The sequence below is a fragment of the Microbacterium yannicii genome, from assembly GCF_024055635.1.
Classification (GTDB): Bacteria; Actinomycetota; Actinomycetes; order Actinomycetales; family Microbacteriaceae; genus Microbacterium; species Microbacterium yannicii.
On sequence record NZ_JAMXMB010000011.1, the window covers coordinates 119,100 to 143,204 of the forward strand.

The window sequence follows — 24,105 nt, forward strand, 5'->3', positions numbered from 1 at the left end:
GGTCCGCCGCCCCGCTTCCTCCCGACCGACGAAAGACACGTCGAAGCCGCGCCGCCCGGACGACACTGATGGCGCTGCTCATGCTCGCGCCGGCGCTTCTGGCGCTCGTGTTCATGCGCGTGCTGCCGATGATCACCGCGGTCGGGCAGAGCTTTCAGACCACGTCGCTAGCGACCGGCGTTACCTCGTTCGCCGGCATCGAGAACTATGCATACCTCTTCACGGACCCGGGCTTCCACTCGGTGCTGCTCGTGACTCTCGTGTTCAACCTCGTCCTGAACCCGGTCATCGTCGTGCTCTCCGCTGCGCTCGCACTGCTGACGGTGCAGAACGTGCCTCTTGTCGGTCTCTGGCGCTCCCTGATCTTCGTGCCTGCGGCCGTTCCCGGCGCGGTGGTCGCGCTCATCTGGTCTACGGCGCTTCAGCCGGACGGCCTGGTCAACGCGATCCTCGAGACGGTAGGGCTTCCGCCACAGCCCTTCCTGACGTCCGCGAACCAGGCGGCCTTCTCGATCGGGCTGATGGTCACGTGGGGTGCCATCGGCTATTGGATGATCTTCATCATCGCCGGACTGAAGGACATCCCCGACAGCCTCTACGAGGCGGCAGCTCTCGACGGCGCCGGATGGTGGCGTCGACTCTTCTCCATCACCCTGCCGCTCCTCAAGCGCCCGATGTCCTTCGTGCTCATCGCCTGCACGGTCGGATCGTTCCTCATCTTCGCGCCCGTGCAGGTGCTCACCAAAGGTGGGCCGAACGGTGCGACGAACTTCATCATGTACGACATCTACAACCGCGCGTACCTGCTCAACGATCTAGGCGTCGGTCAGGCCGAGGTGGTCGTCCTGATGCTGCTCCTGTCGGTCATCGTCGCCATCCAGTTCCGTCTCCTCCGGGAGGACAGGCGATGAGGCGCTCTCGCGGTGCAACGATCACGTTGTCGATGGCGGGAGGACTCATCGCCATCGCGGTCTTCCTGCCCCTGTGGTGGGTCTTCGTGTCTTCCACTCGCCCGGGGAACACCTACGTCGAGAACATGACGCCGCTGTCGTGGCTCGCATTCATCCCGTGGGGCGGCGACCTGACGAATTACGCCGGCCTGTTGAGCGGTCCGTTCGTCGTGGGGCTGTTCAACAGCTTCCTGGTGGCGGGCGCGACGATCCTGTTCGGCCTGATCATCGCCGTGCCGGCCGCCTACGCGCTCGCAACACTGCAGTTCCGTGGGCGCGGACTGATCTTCACCTTCATCGTGATCGTCGCCATGATCCCCTTCGACGCGATCGCGATTCCGCTGTCCGCGCTGTTCCAAGGCTGGGGCCTGTCGGACTCGTACGCGGGCCTGGTCCTCCCCGCCCTCGCCAACGGCTTCGCGATCTTCGTACTCCGCCAGTTCTTTCTCGGCATCCCATCTGAGCTGATGGATGCTGCCGAGGTCGACGGTCTGGGCACCCTCGGAACCCTGTGGCGCATCGTGCTGCCGCTGTCGAAGCCGGCTCTCATCGGCGCCGGGATGATGCTCTTCCTCTCTCAGTGGCAGGCGTACCTCTGGCCGCTCCTGATCGGCACATCGCCCGAACGGCAGCTGGCGCCCATCGCGCTGGCGAACCTCAGCACGATGTTCACGGTCGATCTCGGACAGATCCTTGCGGGGTCGTTCGTACTCAGCGTGATCCCGATGATCCTTCTCCTGTTCTTCCAGAAGCAGTACACCCAGTCGCTCTCGACGACAGGACTCAAGGGATGAACCTCGATGTCGTCGTGGTCGGCTCGCTCAACCTCGACCGCACGTACACGATGCCGATGCTCCCCGATGCGGGCGAGACTCTGCACGCGACGGGAACCATGGTGTCGTCCGGAGGAAAGGGTGCCAATCAGGCGGTCGCCGCGTCCAAACTCGGCGCACGCGTCGCGTTGGCGGGCGCTGTCGGATGCGACGACGCGGGGGATGCCGTGCTGGGCGCGGTCTCCCGGGCAGGTGTCGATACGTCGCTGGTGCGCCGCATCCCCGATGCGCCCACCGGTGAGGCGGTCATCCTCGTCGATGGCGAGGGCCGGAACTTCATCGTCGTGACGGAGGGCGCCAACGCGGCCGCGGTTGCGCCGGAGCCATCGGCCGCGGTTGAAGCGAAGGTCGTCGTCGGCGGGTTCGAGGTTCGCGACGAGAGCGTGATCGGAGCCGCCGCGCTCGCGGAGTCCGTCGGGGCGCTGTTCGTCCTCAATCCCTCCCCGTTTCGTCCCCTGCCTGCGGCGATCGCGGGACGTGTGGACGTTCTGGTCGTGAACGAGCATGAACTCGCAGAAGCAGCGGGGGTGGACGTCGACACCGAGTCGGACGCCGCTCTGGCGAGCGCGCGTGCCGATCTGGGGGCGGCGGCCCTCGTGGTCACCCTGGGCGCCCGGGGAGCGGTGGCCGTCGCAGACGACGGCTCCGTCGTGCGTGTGCCCGCCGTCACCGTTCAGGCCACCGACACGAGCGGAGCCGGCGACGCGTTCATGGGTGCGCTGGTGGCGCGAATGGCGGCCGGTGCGTCGATGGTGGATGCCGTGGCCTTCGCTGCTGCGGTCGGCAGCTACTCGGCGACCAACCCCGGCACCCAGCTCTCGTATCCCACGCTCGCCGAGCTGGAGGGCTGGATGGTGCTCCCGCCCGCCGTGAGGAGGCGGATGTGAGAACACCCGTGATCGTGGTCACCGATCTGTACCAGCCCCCGGAAGACCCCGGCGACAACTTCGACATCGTTCTGCCCTTCGCGTGGGACCGGATCGATCTCCGCGCGGTCGTTCTCGATGTCTCGGTGGAGAAGCGCGACTCGAAGCGCGAAGGGGTGCCCGGCTATCCCGGTCCCCGTGAGCCCGGCATCATCCCGCTGGCACAGCTCAATGCCCTCTTCGGCGCATCCGTTCCCTCAGGAGTGTCGCCGTTCGCGCGCATGCGTCACGGCGAGGATCAGATGCGGGATGCCCCTCCCTTTCAGCAGGCAGGGCCTGAACTCATCCTTCGAACCCTGTGGGAGTCGGAGCGACGCATCGAGATCATGTCGTTCGGATCTGCCCGGCCGATCGCGGTGGCCTTCAACCGCGAGCCCGATCTCTTTCGCGAGAAGGTCGCGCGGATCCACCTCAGCGCGGGCTCCGAGACGCTCGACTATCTCGAATGGAACGTCTATCTCGACCCGATCGCCGTCACGCGGCTTGTGAGGTCGGACCTCCCGATGGCGCTCTACCCTTGCGCCACTGCCGTGGACTGCTTCTCGTACGGCACGCACAACACTCTGTGGTGGCTGGAGGACTTCACCTGGCTTGACAGTTTGGATCCCGCCGTGCGCCGTTACCTTCTCTACGGGCTTGGCGCCTCGACCAGGATCGACTTCCTGCGCGCGCTCGATGAGGACCCACCTCACGAGATGGTCCGCCATGTCTATGGCCGACGCCACGCGGTATGGGAGACGGCGGCGTGGGTGGAAGCATCCCGCTCCGCCATCGTCCGTCGCGAGGACGGGACGCACGCGATCATCGGTCGAGAGGAGGTGCTGCCGAACGACACCGTGATTCGCAACGAGCTCGTGCCGGCACGGCGCGAGGCGCACGACTCGGGCCTCTATCTGTTCGACATCGAGGACTCCGACGGTCGAACGACAGTGTTCACGCGCGATGACCCCTACCAGTATGAGACGGCGCTGCGAGACGCGCTCCCGCGGCTGTACGCCTCGTTCGTCGCCGAAGGATGGCACGGAACCGCGACCGGCCGCCTGGCGGATGGGCCGCGAGTGCCGTACGCCGGCCCGCTGCACTGACCGCCCTCGGGACCTGCCGACGTTCGACGCGCGGTCAGTTGGGGGCAGGTTTCAGTCAGCGTGTGGCATGGGCGGACACCCGCAGGAGTCGCGAACGACCAACGTGACGGGGATCCTCGTCTGCACCGGCTGCTCGGGAGTGAGCACTGCGGCAAGGGCCGCCGATGCGAGCGCCGCGATCGGCTGCTCGATGGCGGTCAGCGGGGGATCGCTGAAAACGGCGTCATCGGTGCCGTCGAACGAGATCACCGCCAGATCTTCGGGCACTCGCACGTGTGCCTCGCGCGCGGCCGCGAGAAGGCCGAGGGCCTGTACGTCGGATGCGACGAAGACCGCGTCGGGACGATCTGGGCGGGCGAGCAGCTCACGCCCGGCGTTCAGCCCGCCCGCGCGCGTGAAGTCCGAGCGGACGAGCAGGCCGTCGGTGCTGAGCCCCGCAGACGCGCACGCGTTCATCCACCCCTGCAGACGCGCGTCGGCTCCCGGAAGCGTAGCGAAACCGCCGATGTGCGCGATGCGCCGTCGACCGTGCCAGACCAGATGCTGCACAGCCTTTTCGGCGCCGCCGAGGTCGTCGACGATGATCGACGTCTGCCCGGGCTGAACCCGCCTGTCGAGGTACACCGTTCGCGTGCCCCGTACGTCGGCTTCGGAGTTCGGTTCCAGGCTCGTGATGATCAGGCCATCGATCTGGTGACTCACAAGCGACTCGATCTGGGCTCGCTCGCGCTCCAGGTCGTTGTTCGCGTCCCCCAGCATGAGCGCGTAGCCCGCGGTGAAGGCCTGGTCGGACAGTTCCCGCGCGAGGGCGCCGAAGAAGGTGTTGCTCACGTCAGGGACCACGACCCCCACGGCGTGCGCCCGTCGGAGCTTGAGCGCCCGCGCGAGAGCGTTGGGCCGGTAGCCGAGCTCGTTCATCGCGTTGACGACGCGCTCGCGAGTCGCCTCGGCGACAGGCCTCGGACCGTTGTTGACGACGTAGCTCACGACAGCCGTACTGACGCCCGCGAGCTTCGCGACGTCGGTGCGCGTCGCGTGCCGGTGCTCGTCTTGGCTCTCGCTGAGTGTCGTCATGGGATCCGCTTTCTGCTGGGTTCCGAGGATAGTCGCTGACCCGCGACGGCAGGGGAGCGAGCCGGCCCCGAACGCGGGGCTCGGTGCCGCCTCGTGGGAAGGTCAGCGCCTCTTCCGCAGTTCGCCGTCGATCGACCAGAGGTCGTAGGAGTAGAGCGAGTCGCACGTCGCTTGACTCCAGTCCTGGTCATCGACCGTGGGGAGGCTGGAGCAGCTCTTCGTGAAGACAACCGTGACATCATCCTTCGCGGCGAGGTTGCCCTTCCAATCACGTGCGAATCCGGCGTTGTGGTTGCGCGGGAAACCGGTCAGCGACTCATCGACGTCGCCCGCGGGCGTCCACACTCCGCGCCCCTTCACGAGGTCGTCGGCGTCGATTGCGGCGACCTGAACGGAGGGTCCGATCCACCATGGATTGTCCGTCGGATACGGGTGCTGCTCTCGCACCGTCAGAAAGCGGTCGCCTCGCTTGTCGTAGACGAGATCGAAGCCGTTGAGGTAGTCGGGCGCGCCGTCGGTGCCGGTCAGACCAGCCGTGGGCAGCAGCCTGGGTTCGCTGATCTTCGCCGACTCGGCAGCGCGGAGATCCACCGACACGACGAACGCACGGGTGCTGGTGTCGCCTTGCGTATAGCCCAGCAGCACCGTGCCCGGCTTGCCGGGCATGCTCACGGCCGTCGGCTGCCCGGCACCCCACTGATCGGTTCGATCGAACGTCACGACCGGATCCGGGAGCTTCACCCACGGGCCCTCCGGACGGTTCGCGAAAGCGACCCCGACCTGGTTGTGCGCACTGGCGTCGAGATCGTTGCCGAGGTAGAACATGGCGAGCCCGTACGTCGTGCCCTGGTAGCTGAACCTGCCCGCTACGACGCTCGGATCGCAGACGTGGAAGCTGTCCCACGCCGGAGACGGGGACGCCTGCAACACGGAGCGCGAGTCGACGACGACGCCGTCGACGATCTTCGTCAGGTAGATGTGGTCCTTGATCACCCGGAAGTCGTCGTTGTGGCAGCTCCAGATCCACTCGGTCGCTCCTTCTCGGATCACCGATGGGGCGTAGGAGTAGTACCCGTCGGCCGGTGCATACACCTCGTCGATGGACGAGGCGTCCCACTCGACAGGCGGTGCTCCGGTGTCAGCGAGAGCCGGGCCGCCGATCAGCGAGGCCGCGGTGACGGCGAATGCCGTCGCGGCGATGGCAAGAAATCCTCGACCGATGTGACGAGATCGTCGGTGCTTCATTGCGCTCCTTATCTTCATGGCTACTCGTGTAGATCTTCATACTACTCGTGTAGATTACGGTACGCCAGGTTGCGATGAATCGAAGGAGATCGTCATGAAAGCACTCAGCCGGCTCTGCGTGGCGTTCGTCGTCGCCACCGTAGTCATCCTTGGTCCTGCCGCATCGGCGTCGGGACTCGGCGCGTGGTCGACACCGACGTTCGTGTACGCCGCCAGCTCGATTCAATCCCCGGGCTACTCGTACGCACCATCAGCTATCGCCGGAAGCACCGAGCGCTACTACACCTGTCACAGCCGGGTCAGCGGCGACGTCCGTGATCATGCGTTCCTCACTAAGCGGAGTGGCGGATCGGTCGCGTCGAGCGCCTCGGCGCTCGCACCGTCGGCTTCGGGATGGGATTCTTATCACCTCTGCGATCCGAGCGTGATCCGGGTGAATGCGACATTGGGCGGGCAGTCGTACACCCACGCGATGTTCTACCTTGCGAATGACATGAACTGCTCATGCCACAACCAGATCGGAGTGGCGTATTCGAACAGCCTCGATGGGCCGTGGGTGCGGTACGGCTCACCCCTTGTCCCCTTCAAGGCGGGAGAGCCCTCCTCCGATTGGGGAGCCGGTCAACCAAGCGCTACGACCATCGATGCGAACAGCGGCACAGCGGTTCTCACGTGGACCGAAGGCTACGGAGGGCCGAACAAAGGAAAGATGGCGATGGTCGATCTCGATGGCGCCGCCCCGGTGGTGACCGGCGTGCACGACATCACGACCTCGGGGTTGATCGACGCGAACGGGAACCCCGATGACTTGAACAACTTCGACATCGTCTACTCGCCCCAACGCGATCGGTTCTACATGGTCAGGGAGCGGCACCCCTACCCGGCGTCGAGCCCGAACTACATCTCGACCGCCGTCGAAGTCCTGAGCACTCCGGGCAGCGACATGTGGGCTGGGACAGGCACGTGGACGGTCGAAGGGGTCATCGACAGTTCCGTCTCTGGCGCTGCTCGTACGCACAATCCCGGATTCCTGCGGACGGAGTACGGCACGCTTCCGAATGAGAACGAGATCACTGTCGTATACACGACCGCCACTCTCGATCCAGGGTCGCTCTGGTCCTACGCACTGTCCCGGACGACAGCGGCCCTCTGAACTCGACCCGGTCCATATGGCGAGAGCAACGGCGTGAGGAGATCCCTCGAGCGTGGCGTGGCGTCGCCGTCAGGTAGATGCGATGCTGAAGCGGCGATGCCTCGACCGGGACCGACCCTCGGTAGCGGGTAGCATTGCGAACCGCTCAGCAGCGGACATCGTGGCAACGCAATGGCAACAACTGAATCAGTTCGGCTGCGATTCACCTGATCGAGCCGGCACATCGAGTTGATCGGATCAGCGTGAATCCAGGTCTCAGTATCGGATCTGACGTCGGGCTTGTGGGTTCAAATCCCACCGTCACCGCCATTTTGGGCCAGATCGACGTCCTTCTCGGACGGTCTCGATCTGGCCCATTCCTTTTGGTTCCGTCTCGTTGCGAATCAGATGTGGGCACGGCCGTGGTCAGGGGTTTCCCGAGCAGGCGAGACCGTTGAGAGCGATCGTGTCGAGCGGGAACGAGACCGACTCGGGCGACTTGAGAAGGATCGAGACGGACATCGGATCGTCGTCGAGAATGGCCGTGCCCACATTTTGCCCACAGAATCTCCCGTGGGTCAGTTGCCCACCGGCGACCGAGGTGTCAATCCCTGCGTCTTCGCCAAATGAAGTCCTGAGCGTCATGGCGCACATGCAACGGACGCTTGTCGCCGCGCCGCGTGAGCGCGCAACAACTGGGTCACGCCGGAGCCTGATCGTTTCCGGCGCCTCGCTGTGGCCGCTTGCAGGAATTTGCATCGTCAGACGCACTTGGCCGGATCAGGTCACCCGGAGCGGTTGGATCAACCAGCACGGGGCTCTCAACCGCTTCGTGCCGTTCGGCGGCACGAAGGCCTCGGGCTACGGGCAGGAGTTCGGGGTCGCGGGACTCAAGGCGGTCGCCGCGGCCAAGGTCGTCAGCCGCTGACCACAACAGGAGTTGTTCCAGCGCGTGCGACGGCGTGAGAGCGCGCCACCCCAGCGTGAATCTGCGCGGGTCGCCACATGGTGTCGAGCGCGATGCCCGTACGTCACGGCATGCGTTCACCCATCGAGTGAGGTCTGCACCACACTCTGGAGAAACCGACGAGTCAGGGTGGCCTGTCGCACTTGGTCCACCCCGTAGAGCCGCTGGAGCTGGAGTCCGTCAGACAGTGCGGCGTACATCTGGGCGGCCTCCGCGGGAAGCACCCCCGGCCGCAGGTCACCGTCTTCGGCGGCTTCTTCGAAGGCCTGACGCACAGTGCGCAGAATCAACAGATAGCGGTCGTGGAAGTACGCATGGGCGGGGTGGTCATCGATGGTTGCCTCTGCGGAGAGGATCGCGAACAGCTGGGTCAACCCGCGGTCGTGTTCGTCGCGTTCCGCGATCTCGAGGAGCCCGTTGAGCAGTCCGACTCCACGTCGGCCTAGAAGACGGCTCCCTGCATCATCATCCCGTTCGCGGAGAACGGCTTCGAGCAGCCCGGACTTCGTGGGAAAGTGGTGCGTCACCCCGGGCATAGTCATTCCGGCGCGCTTCGCGATCTCGCTCATCGAGCTGTTCAGATAGCCGGAGCGCGCGAACACCTGGAAAGCAGCGTCGAGGATCTCCTCGCGACGTCTGGGCGTCTTCGCGTAAGCACCGCGTGGACCAGGGCTCCTTGGCATCTATGCACCGTATCAAAACCCTTCGAGACATAAAAAGTTTCAGCACTTAAGGTTTTTATGCTACTTTCGCCTCGTCGTCACAGTTCCGTGCCGAAACCAGTTCGTTCCGAAAGGACGTGCAACGATGCACCGCACCAAGCTCGCGAGCGTTGTCGCGGCCGGTGGGCTCGCTGTAGCCCTCGCCTTGACTTCCTGCTCTTCCCCTGCCTCCCCTGAAGAGGATCACCCAACTCTTCGCCTCGGCGTCATCACGCAGCTGACCTCGTTCGCGCCATGGGAATCGGCATGGGCGAATGAGTCCCCGTACCTCCAGGCGGTCTACGACACGCTCCTTCGCGCCGAGCCCGACGGGACGATCACCGAAGGCCTCGCCACCGACTGGAAGTGGGACGAGTCCAAGACCGTACTCACACTGACGCTGCGCGACGACGTGGAGTTCAGTGACGGGACTGCCCTTACCGCGCAGGTGGCCGCCGACAACCTCGCTCGCTTCCGAGACGGCACCAGCGCCAACGCATCCTTCTTGGCCGGCATGACCTCCGCCGAGGCGCCCGACGACACAACGCTCGTGATCACGCTGGCTCAGCCCGACCCCGCACTGCCGGTGTACCTCAGCCAGAACGCAGGGCTCGTCGGCAGTCCCGCCATGTTCGACTCGCCCGACGCGAAGACGACGCCCATCGGCAGCGGCCCCTACGTCCTCGATGCCAAAGACACCGTCGTCGGCTCTAAGTACGTGTACGACGCGAACCCCGACTACTGGGATGCGGACTCCGTGCACTACGACACGATCCAGATGGCGTTCTATGGCGACCCGACCGCACTGATGAACGCGGTAAAGGGCGGCCAGGTCGACGCGGCCAACCTGCAGAGCGCGAACCAGATCGCCGACGCCGAAGCCGCGGGATTCACGGCCGAGAAGTCGGAGCAGAGCTGGAGTGGATTCCTTCTGGTCGATCGCGACGGCACGATCAACCCGGCCATGGGTGACGTGCGGGTGCGTCAGGCCATCAACTACGCGCTGGACCGCGAGGGTCTGCTGAAGGCACTCGACAACGGCCTCGGTACGGTCACCACCCAGGTCTTCGGCACGACCACATCGGCCTACGACAAGAAGCTCGACGACCGCTACCCCTACGACCCGGAGAAGGCGAAGGCGCTCCTGGCGGAGGCCGGCTATGCGGACGGATTCATCGTCGTCATGCCGAGCAACAACTTCGTCCCGGAGTCGGTGTTCGCCGTCTACAAGGAGCAGCTGGCCGCTGTTGGCATCACCGTCGAGTGGGAGGCCACCGGCGATGATCTGTTCGGTCGCATGCTGGGCGGCACTTGGGCGGCCTTCCCCTTCCTCCTGCAGACCGACCCGACCTCGTGGCAGACCATCCAGTTCTCGATGCTGCCCGGGTCAGCGTGGAACACCTCCCATGTTGCTGATCCCACGGTGATCCAGCTCTCCGAGGTCGTACGCTCCGGCGAGCAGGCGGACGCGGATGCGGCGGCGAAGGAACTCAACACCTACGTGGTCGAGCAGGCCTGGTACGCGCCGCTGTACCGACCCACGTCCGCCTTCATCACGGCAGCAGGAACTCAGGCGACGGTTCAGGTCGGCAACACCGTTCCGTACCTGTGGAACATCCGCCCCACCGAGTAATCAGGAAGGATCGCGCACGGGGCCGGCGAACCCGGTCCCGTGCGCGACACCACGTCGATGCTGACTTTCATCCTTCGCCGCCTGGGAGCAGGCGTGCTCACCGTACTCACGATCAGCGTGCTCGGCTTCTACCTCCTGCACCTCGGCGCGCGCGACACCGCGCGGCGCATCGTCGGCGACACGGCCGACCCCACGATCGTCGCCCGCAAAGCGCACGAGCTCGGCCTGGACCGGCCCATCATCGTGCAGTTCTTCGACTGGGCGGGCAGCGCCCTCAGGGGAGACATGGGCCGTTCCTGGTTCTCCGGCCAACCCGTCACGGACGCACTAGCCAGCCGCCTGCCCGTGACGCTGTCGCTGACCATCGGTGCGATCCTGGTCACGGCGGTCGTCGGCACGATTCTCGGCGTACTCGCCGCAACGCGCCGCGGCAGAGTCGATGGCAGCATCCAGGTCGGCTCGTTCGTCGGCGCGGCCATCCCCGGCTTCCTGGTCGCCCTGATCCTGGTTCTGGTCTTCGCCGTCGGGTTGCACTGGGTGCCGGCGACCGGTTACATCACACCGGAGACATCGATCACCGGGTGGTTGTCGACGATCATCCTCCCGATCATCGCCCTCTCCATCGGGGCGACCGCCAGCATCGCCCAGCAGGTACGCGGCTCAATGCTCGACGCGCTGCGCCTGGACTACGTCCGGACGCTTCGGGCACGCGGCATCCCGAACCGACGAGTGACCTACGACCACGTGCTGCGCAACTCCGCCGGGCCCGCACTCAGCGTGCTGGGCATCCAGTTCATCGTCATGCTCGGCGGCGCGGTCGTCGTCGAGCAGGTGTTCTCGCTCCCCGGCCTCGGGCAGACCGCGGTCTCCGCGACCATCCAGGGCGACATTCCGCTCGTCATGGGACTGATCGTCGTCACCGCCGTCATCGTGCTCCTCATCAATCTCGCCGTCGACCTCTTACAGGGATGGCTCAACCCGAAGGTGCGACTGTCATGATCTCGTCCACCCCGCCGCGCCGTTCGACCATCGGGAGGCTTCTGAGGACGCCGCTCGGCGCGATCTCGACGGCATATCTGGTGTTCCTCCTCTTCGTCGCCATCGTCGGCCCGTTCCTCGCGCCCTACTCACCTTCCGATACCTCCCTGTCGAACGTGCTGGCCCCGCCCAGCCCGGAGCACCTGCTCGGCGGTGACAGCGCCGGCCGTGACATCCTCTCCCGCCTCATCTTCGCGACCTCGACCAGCCTCCTCGGCGCTACCATCGCCGTGCTGGTGGCCGCCCTCATCGGGGTCAGCACTGGCCTGATCGCGGGCTACCGCGGCGGCTGGTTCGACACCGTCTCCAGCTGGATGACCGGCGTCATTCTCTCCCTCCCGGCGATTGTGATCCTGCTCGCCGCTCGAGCCGTCATCGGCCCATCGATCTGGTGGATCATGGCGATCTTCGGCATCGTCCTCTCCGCCTCCTACTACCGCATCGTCTACGGCGCGGTCCGGAACGTCCGCCAAGAGCTGTACATCGACGCCGCCCGCGTCGCTGGGCTGAGCGATCTGCGCATCGTCGGCCGACACGTGCTCACCGCCGTCCGCGCTCCCGTCATCCTGCTCACCACCGGGCTTTTCGCCGTGGCTATCGCCATCCAGGCGAGCCTCGACTTCCTCGGCGTCGGCGACCCGTCCCTGCCCACCTGGGGCGGGATGCTGAGCGAAGGCTTCTACAACCTGTCCCGCACGCCCTGGCTCATGGTGTGGCCGAGCCTCGCGATCGCCCTGACCTGCATCGCGCTTTCGCTCTTCGGCACCGCATTGCGCGATGTGCTCGAGCAGTCCGGCGCCCAGAACCGCGGAGGATCCGCACGATGGGCACCGCCCGCACCCCGTCCGGAAGCCGTGGTGCGCCATGACGACGCTGCGGAGACCGACCCGCTGCTGGAGATCGATGGCTTGTCTGTCGCCTACCGCAACGGCCAGGGGTGGACGACCGTCGTCGACGACGTGTCAATCACTGTGCGCCGCGGCGAGGTGCACGCCCTCATCGGAGAGTCCGGGTCGGGGAAGACGCAGACGGCATGGTCGGTGCTGGGGCTTCTGCCCGAGGGAGGCACTTGCGTCGCCGGAGCGATCCGCTTCGAGGGCAAGGATCTCCTGCAGATGGGCGCCCGAGAACTGGGGAGGCTGCGCGGGCGTCGCATCGGATATATCCCGCAGGAGCCGATGTCGAACCTGGATCCGTCGTACACGGTCGGCCATCAGCTCGTGAAGCCGCTGCAGTTCACGCTCGGCATCTCGCAGCGGGAGGCGAAGGCCCGCGTCCTGGCGCTGCTGGCCCGTGTCGGGATCGCCGACCCGGGACACACTTTCGCCGCCTATCCGCACCAGATCTCTGGCGGCATGGCCCAGCGCGTCCTCATCGCCGGTGCCGTGGCGACCGAACCGGACCTGATCATCGCCGACGAACCGACGACGGCGCTCGACGTCACCGTCCAGGCCGAGATCCTCCAGCTCCTCCGCGGCCTCCAACGCGAGAGCGGGATGTCGATCCTGATCGTCACCCACAACTTCGGGGTCGTCGCCGATCTCGCCGACCGGGTGTCCGTGATGCGATCAGGAAGCATCGTCGAGACCGGCACGGTCGCCGACGTCTTCGCCGACCCCCGGCACGACTACACCCGCGGGCTGTTCGACGCTCTCCTCGACAACGCCCCCGCACGAGGAGCGCTGCACGCATGAGCGACACCGCATCTGCAACGGCAACATCGGCGCACCCGCTGCTCGAGATCCGCGATCTCCGCGTGGCGTACCCGGGACGAGGGATCCGGAAGCGACCCGTTGAGATCCTCCATGGCGTGAGCCTGGACGTCCGCGCCGGCGAGACGGTCGGCCTCGTCGGCGAGTCCGGATCCGGCAAGTCCACTCTCGGCCGCGCCGCCCTCGGCCTCGCACCGGTGACCGGCGGAACCATCACCCTGGACGGCGAGGACATCGCCCACGCCACCCGGGCGCGTCGTCGTGAACTGGCTGTCGACCTCCAAGTCATCTTCCAGGATCCCTACTCCTCGCTCAGCCCGGCCCTCACCGTCGGCGACACGCTGGCCGAACCGCTGCGCGCCCGGGGCATCGGCGCGAAGGACGCGGCTCGAAGGGTGCGTGACCTGCTCGATCTGGTTCATCTCCCCGCGGACGCCGCGCAGCGACTGCCGCGGGAGTTCAGCGGCGGCCAGCGCCAGCGCGTCGCGATCGCACGAGCCGTCGCCCTCGAGCCGAGGCTGATCGTCTGCGATGAGCCGGTCTCGGCGCTCGACCTGACCACCCAGGCGCGCATCCTCGAACTCCTCCTCGAGGTGCAGGCGCGCACGGGAGTCGCATACCTGTTCGTCTCCCACGACCTGAACGTGGTCCGGGTGCTCTGCCATCGCGTTGCCGTCATGCGGGCCGGCGAGATCGTCGAGTGGGGAGACGGCGACACCGTCACCTCGAACCCCAGCCACCCCTACACCCGCAGGCTGCTGCTGGCCTCACCTGTCGCCGACCCAGCGACCCAGGCGGAACGCCGCGCACTGCTCCGGTCAACTGCTCTCGCCGACCCCGCGACGCATCCCAACCAGAAGGAATCCGTATGACGCTCGAAACCTCTCTCGCTCCCGACGTCCGCCGCCGCGCGCAAGAGGTCGTCGCCGGACTCAGCGGCGCCGAGGTCGCCGGTCTGCTCTTCCACCCGATCGTCGTCCTCGACGCCGATCACGACCCAGACGCCTCGTCGCCGTTCGGGCCATCGACCCGCGAGCTGATCGTGGAGCGCGGCATCCGGCACTTCTGCCTTGCCACGATTCCTTCACCCGCGCAGACCGCGCCCGTGATAGGTCGTCTGCAGGAGATCGCGACATCACACGGCTCACGGCTGCCGATCGTCTTCTCCACCGACCCGCGGCACTCCTTCCTGCAGAACATGGGAGCTACCCACCGAGCAGAGGGAGTGTCGCAGTGGCCGGAACCCATCGCGTTCGGCGCTCTTGACGATCCCGACCTGGTCCGCGAGTTCGCACGCATCGTCCGCGACGACTACCGCGCCATGGGCATCCGCATGGCTCTGCACCCTCAGGTCGATCTCACCACTGAGCCCCGCTGGGCGCGCCAGGCCCAGAGCTTCGGTGCGGATCCTGCGCTCACCTCCCGCCTGCTCGCTGCATTCCTGGAGGGGCTGCAGGGTCCGGCTCTCGGTGCCGAAAGCGTCGCTGCCACGGTCAAGCATTTCCCGGGGGGAGGACCGCAGAAGGATGGGGAAGACCCGCATTTCGCCTACGGGCGAGAGCAGGTCTACCCGGGAGGCCGGTTCGAGGACCACCTCCTGCCTTTCCGCACCGCGATCAGTTCCGGCGCCGCAGCGATCATGCCCTACTACGGGATGCCGGTCGGCCTCACCCGCAACGGGCAGGCCGTCGAAGAGGTCGGCTTCGCCTTCAACCGGGCTTTGATCACCGACCTGCTCCGTGACGAACTGGGTTTCGAAGGGCTCGTGCTCAGCGACTTCGGCTTGGTGCATGACGCGGTGGTGTTCGGCAAGCCGTTCCCCGCGCGCGCCTGGGGGGTGGAGCACCTCGACCCCGGGTCCCGCATCGCCCGCCTGCTCAGCGCAGGCGTCGACCAGCTCGGCGGCGAAAGCGATACGGCACTGCTGCTGTCGCTCCTCGAAGAGGGGCGAGTCTCGCTGGAGCGCGTGCAGGATGCGGCAGTCCGCGTCGTCGAATTGAATCTGCGACTCACGGGCGACGCGGGCAACCCCCCTTCCACACCCGACCCGGCCGACCTTCCGCTCCGCGAGCACGTCGAACTCGGCATGCTTGCCCAGTCTCGATCGATCACAGTTCTGCAGAATGGCCTTCTCGGCTACCAAGAAGCGCTGCCGTTGGATCGTCCACTCAGCGCCTATCTGCGTGGCATCGACCCCTCTGCGCTGCCCGATGGCTGGAGTGTCGCCGAACCCGCGCAGGCGGACGTTGCGATCGTCCGCCTCGCAGCTCCGTTCGAGCCGCGCGACCACTTCTTCCTGGAGAGCGGCATGGAGCAGGGCTCGCTGGAGTTCGCACCAGCGGTGGTCGACGAACTGCGCACACTGGCAGCGCAGACCGCGCTGATCATCGCCGTCACGCTCAGCCGCCCCGCGATCCTCACACAGATCGCCGAGTTCGCCACCGCCATCATCGCCGACTACGGCGCATCCGATGAAGCGCTCCTCGACGCCCTCACCGGTGTGGTGACCCCGGAGGGACGCCTTCCATTCGAACTCCCCCGCAGCATGGCGGCAGTAGCGGCCAGCCGGCCCGACGTCGCCGGCGACACCCACGACCCGCTGTACCCGGCGGGGTGGCGGGTCACTCTGGAGATCCCGTCCACATCGGAGTGAAGACCATCATCTTTTGCAGGAGAGACTCTTGACCAATCCGACCGCCCGCATCATCGTCACGACCGACCCCGAGTTGGACGACCTGAACTCCATGCTCCGCCTGCTGCTCTACAGCAACGAGATCGACATTGCAGCTCTGGTCTACACCGCGAGTATCTTCCACCACAGAGGTGACCCGGCTCGCGGCGTGTCCGCGCACCGTTGGCCGGCAGCGGGGGAGCGTCTCCACATCGACGAGGCTGTCGACGCGTACGCGGCGGCCTACGACAACCTTGTCCGGCACGACCCGCGATATCCGTCACCGGACGCACTGAGGGCCATCATCGCGACGGGCAATATCGACGAGGCCGGCGACACCCGGCATCCCACCCCAGGATCGGACCTGGTGAAGGAAGTTTTGCTGGCTGAGGCACCCGGGAAGGTGTTCGCTCAAGCCTGGGGCGGGACGAACACGATCGCCCGGGCTCTCATGTCGATCGAAGCCGAATACCGAGGCACCGACCAGTGGGATGAGATCTACGACCTCATCGTCGGCCGCACCGTCATCACCAGCTTCGGTGAGCAAGACGACACGTTCGCCCACTACATCCGGCCCGCATGGCCGGAACTCGAGTTCCGGGACGTCGCAACGGCGGCGTGGGGCTACTTCGCGTGGGACGTGGTCCCCGATGAGGCGCTGCAGTACCTCTCCGCCGAATGGACCCGCGACAACGTCTCGACGGTCGGCCCGATCGGCCGCGGCTATCGGGTCTGGGGCGACGGCAAGCAGATGGCAGAGGGCATCGACCGCGAGGACTACTTCGGCGTCCCAGATGCCAGTGTTGAGAGCCTTGTGGCCGAGGGATACCAGCTCTGGGCTCCTCTGCGACCGAAAGGCGCGTGGATCTCCGAAGGCGACACGTCCAACTTCGCCATGCACATCGACAACGGGCTGCGCAACGCCGAGCACGCGATGTTCGGAGGCTGGGGCGGCCGGCAGGAACCGGATAAGAATGACCCGCACCGGTGGACCAGTGCGGGGCAGCGCCCCTGGGCGCCTGGTGCCGAGATCGTCGATGCCGGCGAGGTCGGCCAGTGGTTCGGGGCATACCAGCGCGACTTCGCCGCACGACTGCAGTGGAGTGTGACATCCGAGTTCACGGAGGCCAACCACGCGCCCCGGATCGTCGCTCCGCAGCTGGATCTCGCGGTCTCCCCGGGGCAACGCGTCGTGCTCCCGTTCTTGATCATCGACCCCGACGGCGACACCGTCACCGTGACCGCTTCGCAACTTCGCGGGCCCGCCTGCACCGTCGAGGTCTCGCCTACCGAAGCTGTCATCAGCATTCCCACCGATGCGCCAGCACACACAGACATCCATGTCATCGTCCAAGCGGTCGACAACGGCTCACCAGCACTAACCGGATACGCCCGCTTCGTCCTGACACTCGCCTGAAGAATCCGACCAAACGAGCAATCGGACAGCCGATGCTCGATTTACCCCAGCTTCATCTTTCAAAGGAGAAACCATGAAAGCTCACCACGTCGTCACCGCTGCGACCCTCGCGCTATCTCTCGCGATGTCGGGAGCCGCCGTAGCCTCGGCGGACACCCCAGCAGGAGGGGTCGCCCCGGGAGACTCATACGTTGCGCTCGGCAGTTCCTACGCGGCAAACGGTGCCACCGCCGGCGACTTCCTGTGCGGACGATCCCCGGACAACTACGCTCACCTGGTCGCGGCCCATTTCGGGCTCATCTTGACGGACGCCACCTGCAGCGGCGCCACGATCGACAACATCGTTGACACGCCTCAGGTCCACTACACCGGCGCGCGAATCCCGCCGCAGATCGACGCCGTCCAACCTGGCACCGACCTCGTGACTGTCACCATCGGCGGCAATGACGTCAGCTACATCTCAACAATCTTCCGCCGCTCCTGCGCGGCAGACCGCAGTCCATTCGACGCCCTGGCTGCGCCGCCCGCTCTCCGGGCGGCTATCGAAGGAGCGTTGTGTTCGGGGACAGTCGATAGCGCGGCCATCCAGACAGCGCTCGACGGGCTGACAGACGAGCTGACGAACATGGTCGACGCCATAAGGGTGCGGGCACCGCATGCCCGAATCGTCTTCGTCGACTACCTCACCGTGCTTCCCCAGTCGGGCAAGCCGTGCGTGGGCGTACCGCTCGCCAAGGACGATCAGAAGCACATCCTTGACATCGCGAGGCAATTGCAGTTGGCCACCAAGCATTCGGCCCAGCGCACGGGTACCGAGCTGATCGAGTTGTCTAAGGCGAGCCGCTCGCACGATGCCTGCTCGGACGACCCATGGGTCAAGGGCTGGGACGTCAGCGGCACGGTCACTGGCAACGCAGGGCCCTACCACCCGAACGCGGAAGGCGTCCTCGCCGCCGCGAGGCTCCTGATCGAGCAGCTCGGCTCTGGCCGCCCGTCAGATTAGGTCGTTTCTACGTCGGCGTAGCGGAGTGGTCGTCGATGAGCTGGAAGATCACACACTTTCGCCCGCCGACGAGCGCGTACTCGGTCGTGGTGGCAGCGACTCTGCGAAGAATCTGCGAACACCCGAACAGCGCCGAGCCTCCCTCAACGTTGGCCACCGTGAACGGGAACCGCGTCGAATCAACGCGGACGCGCCTCAGGACCGCGGGATGCAACCGTGCAACGGGGTTCAGATCCCGGCGTTCTGGATGACCGAGGCGAGACTCACGGCTCGGGTGTTGTTGCTTGAGACGAGGTGCGGTGAGACGCTAAGCGGACAAGACAATACGTCGTCCGATCCGTCAACACGCGTTCCCGCGGTTCGGCAGTTCGTGCCCACATGGTGCCCACGGACGATCACGATTGGTACGGGTCCAGAGGGAACGGCAGCAGATTCTCGGCGGTCGCAAGCCGCGGAAATCCGCGGTTCTCGGTCGAGAGAGATTGAAATGGATCGAACCTCTTTGGGTTCAAATCCCACCGTCACCGCCAATCGAAACCCACTCAAACTCATCAGACTGATCGAGTTGAGTGGGTTTCGTTCTGTCTGAGCGCGGTTCAGTTGTTGCCAGGATGTTGCCGCTGACCAGCGATTCGTTCGGCGTGAGCCTCGACCCGCCGTTGAGCATCATCCGCAGGCGCTTCGCGATCGACTGTGCACTTTGTCTGGATCCACGTGATTCCGCGGTTCCGTGGCAACAGTCTGGCAATAACTCCCGACTCGGGAGGTTCCGGACTCCGGTACGCGCGCTGGCGCGTAGGAACGGACTGCCGGTGGGGTTGAGCCCCACCGGAGACAGGATGCGTTGCGCTCAAACCCGAGCGGTCCCATCAGTTCGAGGTGGCCGACAGCTGCCCGTACGAGGATCGTCGGGTGGGCCAGATGCGCGCCCTCGTCAGGTTTCCCCGTCGCGCGGAGGCACTACCGGCGCGAGCAGGTGCGAGTCGAACGAACCGCCCGTGTGGATGGTCGTGATCCCCGAGAAACGTCGCGGATCGCGATCGTGCGGATCGTTGTGCGCGAAGACGCCGAGATCGTCGTCGCTGCCGCGGATCTCCACCACGAGTGCATGGCCCTCCGGGATCACGATGCTCGTCGGCCAGATCTCGATATCGAGGCACACCGGCTCACCCGGAACGAGCGGCAGCAGGCGGCGATGACGGTGCACCGGTCGAAAAGGCTCGGAGCGCTGCTCGTCACGCTCGCGGTGGGAGGCGCGCAGCCAGCCCATCGCCAACGGGATCGGGGAACCCTGCGGCCCGATCCCTGAGTAGCGGTGCCCGTCGGGTGCCTCGAGGTGCACGTGTACGAACACATCGACGTCGTGAGCGGTCGACGACACCCACAGGCGCAGGCTGGCGGGGCCGGTCAGCTCGGTCTCGGACGCAGGGGTGTAGCGGAAGGCGACGCGTCCATCGCTCGGGAAGTCGAGTGAGTCGGCAGTTTGCGGCGCGTCCTCGACAAGGCCGCGGGCGGCCACGTCGAGGTGGAGTGGAGTCCATCGTGTACGAGCGAGCGGCCATTCGTCCTCGTCGCGCCAGAAGAACGCGTCCCGGTCGCGGATCGCCAGGCGTACGGGCGGGTCGTGTTCGGCACCGTTGTCGATGCCCTTGAGCCAGCGGTCGAGAAACCTCTCCTGACGCTCTTTGGCCCAATCCTCGTAGAAGGGCCCGATGTGAGTGCCGGACGTTATGACCAGCTGCTTGACCACTGACGCTGCACGTCCGATGCCCTCGAGAATGCCGCGCTGGTGCAGGACGAGCGAGCCCCAGTTGCCGGATGCAAGGATGGGCAGCTCGATCCGTTCCAGGTCAGGGGACCGTTCCTCGTACCAGTCGTCGAGATTCTCTCTCGCACGCGCCTCCTCCAACAGTGCGATCGGCCCGCCCGGGGAGGGTAGCTGCGGCTCGATCTGCTTGCGCCACCAGAAGTCGACGAACGCATTGGAGAGGATGCCGCCATGGCGGAGGAACTCTCGGTATACGTCGGACGAGCCCTCCCACGGAATGATCGCAGCCAGGTGCGGGGGTCGCCGCGCGGCCGCGTGCCACTGCAGCATCGCGAGCCATGAGATGCCAAGAGCACCGACCTTGCCGTTGGACCACGGACGAGTGCCGGCCCACTCGATGACGTCGACGTACGCCTGCACTTCGCTCGGGCCGAGAAGATCGGCGGTACCCGGCGATTTGCCCGTGCCGGGGGAGTCAGCGCGGACCACGGCGTACCCGCGCTCCACCCACCAGGCTGGGAAAGGCGTCTCCCACACCGCTTCATCGCCGGGATCAGTCTGCTCGTAGAGCGGGAACCGGTCCTGCCAGGGGACATCCTTGCCGTACGGACTCATCGTGACGATGACAGGGACCTCGCCACCGGCGTCCGGTCGGAACACGTCGACGAGGATCAACTCGCCCTGCGTGCCGCGCAGCGCCACGTCGCGCTCGATGATCATTTCGCCGCAATCGGATCGTCGGCCTCGACCAGGGGAGCCTCTACACCCGGATCGACGCGGGGCGTTCGGGGAAGTGTAAGAAGCAGAATCACGCCGACGACGATGAGGGACGCGGAGAGGATGAGGGCCGTGGCGTAGCTGCCCTGAGCGGCGAAGATGTATCCCGCGACAACAGGCCCGAGGCCGGCACCGATCGAGAAAGCGCCGTAGATGATGCCGTAGAGGCGACCGTAGGCGCGTGGGCCGAGGTAGCGCGAACTGAGGTATGACGCCAGGTCGACCTCGGCACCGAACCCGATGCCGACAAGGAGCGCTGTCACGGGAGCGAAGCCAGCGCCGCCGAATTGGAGCAGGAGTAGTCCCACCGCAGCGAGAAGGAACAGCGGCGCGCCGACCTTGATTGCGTCATAGCGATCGAGGAACCAGCCGATGACCGGCCTGGCGATGACCGTGCCGATGCCGACGAGCGACGACAGCGCTGCCGCCTGGAGCGGGTCCACCCCTGTATCGATGAGCAGAGGGACGAAGTGAGGCACCATGCTCACCAGGGCGAAACCGACGAGAAGGAAGATGACGAGCAGTGTCCAGAAGGCGCGACCGCGGAGAGCCTCGCGGGGGCTGATTCCAGGCAGAGGTGCAGCGGACGCGGCGCGCACCTTCCGGTCGTCGGGAAGCTTCACGAAGAAGACCAGGACGAGCGGGATCAGCGCACAGATGGTCATGATGACGTAGGTCGATCGCCAGCCCCACGTCTGGATGGCCCATCCCATGAGCACGGGGAAGAAGATCGCGACCGAACCGAGGCCTGCCGACACGATCCCGAGTGCCAAGCCGCGGGCCTTGTCGAACGCGGTGGCGACCACCTTCGCGTACATGACGGCGGATGTTCCCGTGCCCACGACGCCGAGGACCGCATAAGTCGACAGGAACAGCCACAGGGGGCCGTCGAAGAACGCGAGCGAAAAGGTCACCGCCGCGAAGATCGGGATCGCGATGATGAACACGAGCCGCGTGCCGCGCCGGTCGGCGAAGGAGCCCGTGAACGGCAGCATCACTGCGAGCGCCACGGCACTCCACAGCGTCGTCTGCGTGACATCGCCTCGGTTCCATCCGAACTCTTCGCCGAGCGGGATCACAAGAGGGCCGACGAAGTATGCGAGCGCGGTGTAGCCGAAGGCGACGCCCACGGTCGAGAAGATGAGGGCGGGAAGCCAGGTGCGGAACTCCTGCTTGGCAAGAGGCCCGGCGGCGGTGACGGACATAACTCTCCTTGAACATGCAGCGGTGCGATGTGGCGGCAATCTACCATCCAGACGGTAGAGCAGCAAGCATTCCCCCTTGCGCGCGACATGGTCACGCGTTGCGGCCAAGGTCCGCGGCTCTCGTGAATTCCGCGCTGTCGAACACGGCGTCTGACCACCTCGTGCGATCAGCGCACCTGCCGTCGAGCGAGTGCTCCTATCGCTGAGCAGTAGAGGCCGCGTTCAGGGGGCCCAGGAGGTAATCCGCAATGGCACGGGCGAGTTCTGCGAGGAAGACCTCATCGCTGAGCGGGCGGGTCGATTCGAAGTCGGACCCGTGAGTGATGCGGCGAGCCGTCATCGAGTAGAGCATCCGGAACGCGAAGTCGGCGGCCGTCTCAGGATCGGGATGCCGGAAGTCGTCTCGGCACACGAGCAGCGCGGCCTCGAACTGCTCGGCCACACGCTGCGAGCCGGCGCGACCGCGAACGAAGATCTCCGGGTCTTCCGGGCCGCGGCGCATGAAAGCCCGGAGGATGCCGGCGTTGGCGAGCATCTGCGCGGAGGTCTTCGTGACGACCCGCTCGATATGTTCGCGGGCTCCGCCGGGAGGCACGGACGTCGGAGCGAGCCACACTTCCTCGCGGTCCATCCGATCCATCTCCTGAGCGTGGATCGCGAGGAGCAGCGCTTCGCGGCTCGGGGCGCGCAGGTAGATCGATCCGACGGAGACGCCGGCACGCTTGCTCACCGCCTGGACGGTGAAGCCGGAGAGGCCCTCCTCTTCGAGGATCTCCCGACCTGCCTGGAGCACGCGCGCGAACGCCTCCTGGCTGCGCCTTTGCAGCGGTTGGCGGATCTGCGAGTCGGTATCAGACATCGGTTTCATCGTAAGGGTGCCCTCGAGGTGCCTGTCAGATTCGTGCTTGACAGCGGTGGGATAGATGCGAACAATCTAACTAGAACGCAGGTTCGTGTTCTAGTTCAAAGAGGAACGAGGAAGCAGTGACCCCCAACGTGACCACCGCGGTCGCCCCCGAAGCGTTCGGTCTCGGGACCTTCGCCGCTTCCGGCCAGACGTTCGTCGGGATGCTGCGCGACGGTGTCGTCCACGACACCCGCCCGGTCCTTGGGCGCGACGCCACGATCCGCAGCCTCCTGCAGGACTGGGACGCCGCGATCGACACGCTCATCGAGGTTGCCCCGTCGCTCACAAGCGGGATTTCGCTCGAAGCGCTGGAAGTGCTCCCCCCGGTGCAGCCGGCGGGTCAGATCCTGTGCGCGGGCGCGAACTACCGCGTACACGTGGAGCAGATCGTGCAGAGCACGCTCCGCAATGCGGGTGACCCGCGCAGTGACGAGGAGCTGCACGCCTTTGCGCTGGAGACTGTTGAGCGACAGGCGCAGACTGACCCGTTCATGTTCGTCGGGCTGCCCTCCGCCGTCTCCGGCGCCCACGACGACGTCATCCTCTGGACGCCCGGCGAACAGCACGACTGGGAGCTGGAACTCGGCGTCATCCTCAAGACGGCGGCGCATCGGATCTCGCCCGAAGAGTCGTTCGACAACATCGCGGGCTACGTGATGAGCAACGACATCACGGTGCGAGACGTGATGTCGCGTTCGAACGTGCCGTTGACCGACTTCGTCACGTCGAAGAACCGTCCGACCTACTTCCCGACAGGTCCGGTCATCCTGCCGTCTCGGTTCGTCTCGGACTATCGCCGACTGAGGATCACGCTGAAGGTCAATGGCGAGACGATGCAGGACGAACTGGTCGCCGACATCATCCACGGCGTCGAGAAGTGCGTCAGCTACGCCTCGCACTCGGCGCGCCTGTCGGCCGGCGACATGATCCTGACCGGGTCACCGGCCGGCAACGCCGGCAAGCACGGCAACCGCTGGCTCCGGCCCGGTGACGTCATGGAAGCGAGCATCACGGGCCTCGGCACTCAAGTCACGCGATGCGTCGCACCGCCCCAGTAAGAC

General features: G+C 66.0%; 20 protein-coding genes. 13 read left to right on the forward strand and 7 right to left on the reverse strand.

The window, feature by feature from the left end:
• Positions 1-68: 68 nt before the first annotated feature.
• Genes NCG93_RS06250 through NCG93_RS06265 form a run of 4 tightly spaced genes read left to right on the forward strand, consistent with a single transcriptional unit; the run spans position 69 to position 3,794 of the window.
• Positions 69-911, forward strand: a complete 843-nt coding sequence (locus NCG93_RS06250) for a carbohydrate ABC transporter permease (RefSeq protein WP_206687652.1) — start codon at positions 69-71, stop codon at positions 909-911.
• A complete protein-coding gene (locus tag NCG93_RS06255; RefSeq protein WP_194414793.1) occupies positions 908-1,744 on the forward strand; it encodes a carbohydrate ABC transporter permease in 837 nt (278 codons plus the stop codon). Before NCG93_RS06250 ends, NCG93_RS06255 begins: the two co-directional genes overlap by 4 nt.
• Positions 1,741-2,670, forward strand: a complete 930-nt coding sequence (locus tag NCG93_RS06260) for a ribokinase (RefSeq protein ID WP_194414792.1) — start codon at positions 1,741-1,743, stop codon at positions 2,668-2,670. The genes NCG93_RS06255 and NCG93_RS06260 overlap by 4 nt, the downstream gene beginning before the upstream one ends.
• The gene (locus NCG93_RS06265) at positions 2,667-3,794 is read left to right on the forward strand and encodes a hypothetical protein (RefSeq protein ID WP_194414791.1); all 1,128 of its coding nucleotides are present in this window, start codon (positions 2,667-2,669) and stop codon (positions 3,792-3,794) included. Before NCG93_RS06260 ends, NCG93_RS06265 begins: the two co-directional genes overlap by 4 nt.
• Before the next feature lie 51 nt (positions 3,795-3,845).
• On the opposite strand, the gene NCG93_RS06270 is transcribed toward NCG93_RS06265, so the two are convergent.
• A complete protein-coding gene (locus tag NCG93_RS06270; protein WP_194414790.1) occupies positions 3,846-4,868 on the reverse strand; it encodes a LacI family DNA-binding transcriptional regulator in 1,023 nt (340 codons plus the stop codon).
• 102 nt (positions 4,869-4,970) lie between these two features.
• Positions 4,971-6,113, reverse strand: coding sequence for a glycoside hydrolase family protein (locus tag NCG93_RS06275; RefSeq protein ID WP_194414789.1), 1,143 nt, complete (start codon positions 6,111-6,113; stop codon positions 4,971-4,973).
• 94 nt (positions 6,114-6,207) lie between these two features.
• On the opposite strand from NCG93_RS06275, the gene NCG93_RS06280 reads away from it, so the two are divergent.
• Positions 6,208-7,266, forward strand: a complete 1,059-nt coding sequence (locus tag NCG93_RS06280; RefSeq protein WP_194414788.1) for a glycoside hydrolase family protein — start codon at positions 6,208-6,210, stop codon at positions 7,264-7,266.
• Positions 7,267-7,671: 405 nt separating this feature from the next.
• Here NCG93_RS06280 and NCG93_RS06285 read toward each other — a convergent pair whose 3' ends face one another.
• A complete protein-coding gene (locus tag NCG93_RS06285) occupies positions 7,672-7,890 on the reverse strand; it encodes a hypothetical protein (RefSeq protein WP_194414787.1) in 219 nt (72 codons plus the stop codon).
• A 399-nt stretch (positions 7,891-8,289) separates the two neighbouring features.
• On the reverse strand, positions 8,290-8,895 hold the full coding sequence (locus NCG93_RS06295; protein WP_194414785.1) for a TetR/AcrR family transcriptional regulator: 606 nt from the start codon (positions 8,893-8,895) through the stop codon (positions 8,290-8,292).
• 124 nt (positions 8,896-9,019) lie between these two features.
• Between NCG93_RS06295 and NCG93_RS06300 the strand changes: the two genes are divergently transcribed.
• The 7 genes from NCG93_RS06300 to NCG93_RS06330 all read left to right on the forward strand — a co-directional run bounded on the left by NCG93_RS06300 (position 9,020) and on the right by NCG93_RS06330 (position 18,387).
• A complete protein-coding gene (locus NCG93_RS06300) occupies positions 9,020-10,546 on the forward strand; it encodes an ABC transporter substrate-binding protein (RefSeq protein ID WP_194414784.1) in 1,527 nt (508 codons plus the stop codon).
• Between the two features lie 57 nt (positions 10,547-10,603).
• Positions 10,604-11,545 (forward strand): ABC transporter permease, encoded by a 942-nt coding sequence (locus tag NCG93_RS06305; RefSeq protein ID WP_194414783.1) that lies wholly within the window; start codon positions 10,604-10,606, stop codon positions 11,543-11,545.
• Positions 11,542-13,278: a dipeptide/oligopeptide/nickel ABC transporter permease/ATP-binding protein gene (locus NCG93_RS06310; protein WP_241741916.1), complete on the forward strand. Its 1,737-nt coding sequence runs from the start codon at positions 11,542-11,544 to the stop codon at positions 13,276-13,278. The genes NCG93_RS06305 and NCG93_RS06310 overlap by 4 nt, the downstream gene beginning before the upstream one ends.
• Positions 13,275-14,168 carry an ATP-binding cassette domain-containing protein gene (locus NCG93_RS06315; protein WP_206687650.1) on the forward strand — a complete coding sequence of 298 codons (894 nt, stop codon included), beginning with the start codon at positions 13,275-13,277 and terminating at the stop codon, positions 14,166-14,168. Before NCG93_RS06310 ends, NCG93_RS06315 begins: the two co-directional genes overlap by 4 nt.
• Positions 14,165-15,949, forward strand: coding sequence for a glycoside hydrolase family 3 protein (locus NCG93_RS06320; protein WP_194414782.1), 1,785 nt, complete (start codon positions 14,165-14,167; stop codon positions 15,947-15,949). The genes NCG93_RS06315 and NCG93_RS06320 overlap by 4 nt, the downstream gene beginning before the upstream one ends.
• Positions 15,950-15,977: 28 nt before the next feature.
• Complete coding sequence (locus tag NCG93_RS06325; RefSeq protein WP_241741915.1) at positions 15,978-17,384, forward strand: DUF1593 domain-containing protein; 1,407 nt, start codon at positions 15,978-15,980, stop codon at positions 17,382-17,384.
• Between the two features lie 73 nt (positions 17,385-17,457).
• Positions 17,458-18,387: an SGNH/GDSL hydrolase family protein gene (locus NCG93_RS06330; protein ID WP_194414781.1), complete on the forward strand. Its 930-nt coding sequence runs from the start codon at positions 17,458-17,460 to the stop codon at positions 18,385-18,387.
• 934 nt (positions 18,388-19,321) lie between these two features.
• On the opposite strand, the gene NCG93_RS06335 is transcribed toward NCG93_RS06330, so the two are convergent.
• From NCG93_RS06335 to NCG93_RS06345, 3 genes are all read right to left on the reverse strand, one after another.
• Positions 19,322-20,875 carry a CocE/NonD family hydrolase gene (locus NCG93_RS06335; RefSeq protein ID WP_194414780.1) on the reverse strand — a complete coding sequence of 518 codons (1,554 nt, stop codon included), beginning with the start codon at positions 20,873-20,875 and terminating at the stop codon, positions 19,322-19,324.
• Positions 20,872-22,137, reverse strand: coding sequence for an MFS transporter (locus NCG93_RS06340; protein ID WP_194414779.1), 1,266 nt, complete (start codon positions 22,135-22,137; stop codon positions 20,872-20,874). Before NCG93_RS06340 ends, NCG93_RS06335 begins: the two co-directional genes overlap by 4 nt.
• Positions 22,138-22,333: 196 nt before the next feature.
• Positions 22,334-22,996, reverse strand: a complete 663-nt coding sequence (locus NCG93_RS06345) for a TetR/AcrR family transcriptional regulator (RefSeq protein WP_194414778.1) — start codon at positions 22,994-22,996, stop codon at positions 22,334-22,336.
• Positions 22,997-23,121: 125 nt separating this feature from the next.
• Between NCG93_RS06345 and NCG93_RS06350 the strand changes: the two genes are divergently transcribed.
• Positions 23,122-24,102: a fumarylacetoacetate hydrolase family protein gene (locus NCG93_RS06350; RefSeq protein WP_194414777.1), complete on the forward strand. Its 981-nt coding sequence runs from the start codon at positions 23,122-23,124 to the stop codon at positions 24,100-24,102.
• Positions 24,103-24,105 lie beyond the last annotated feature (3 nt).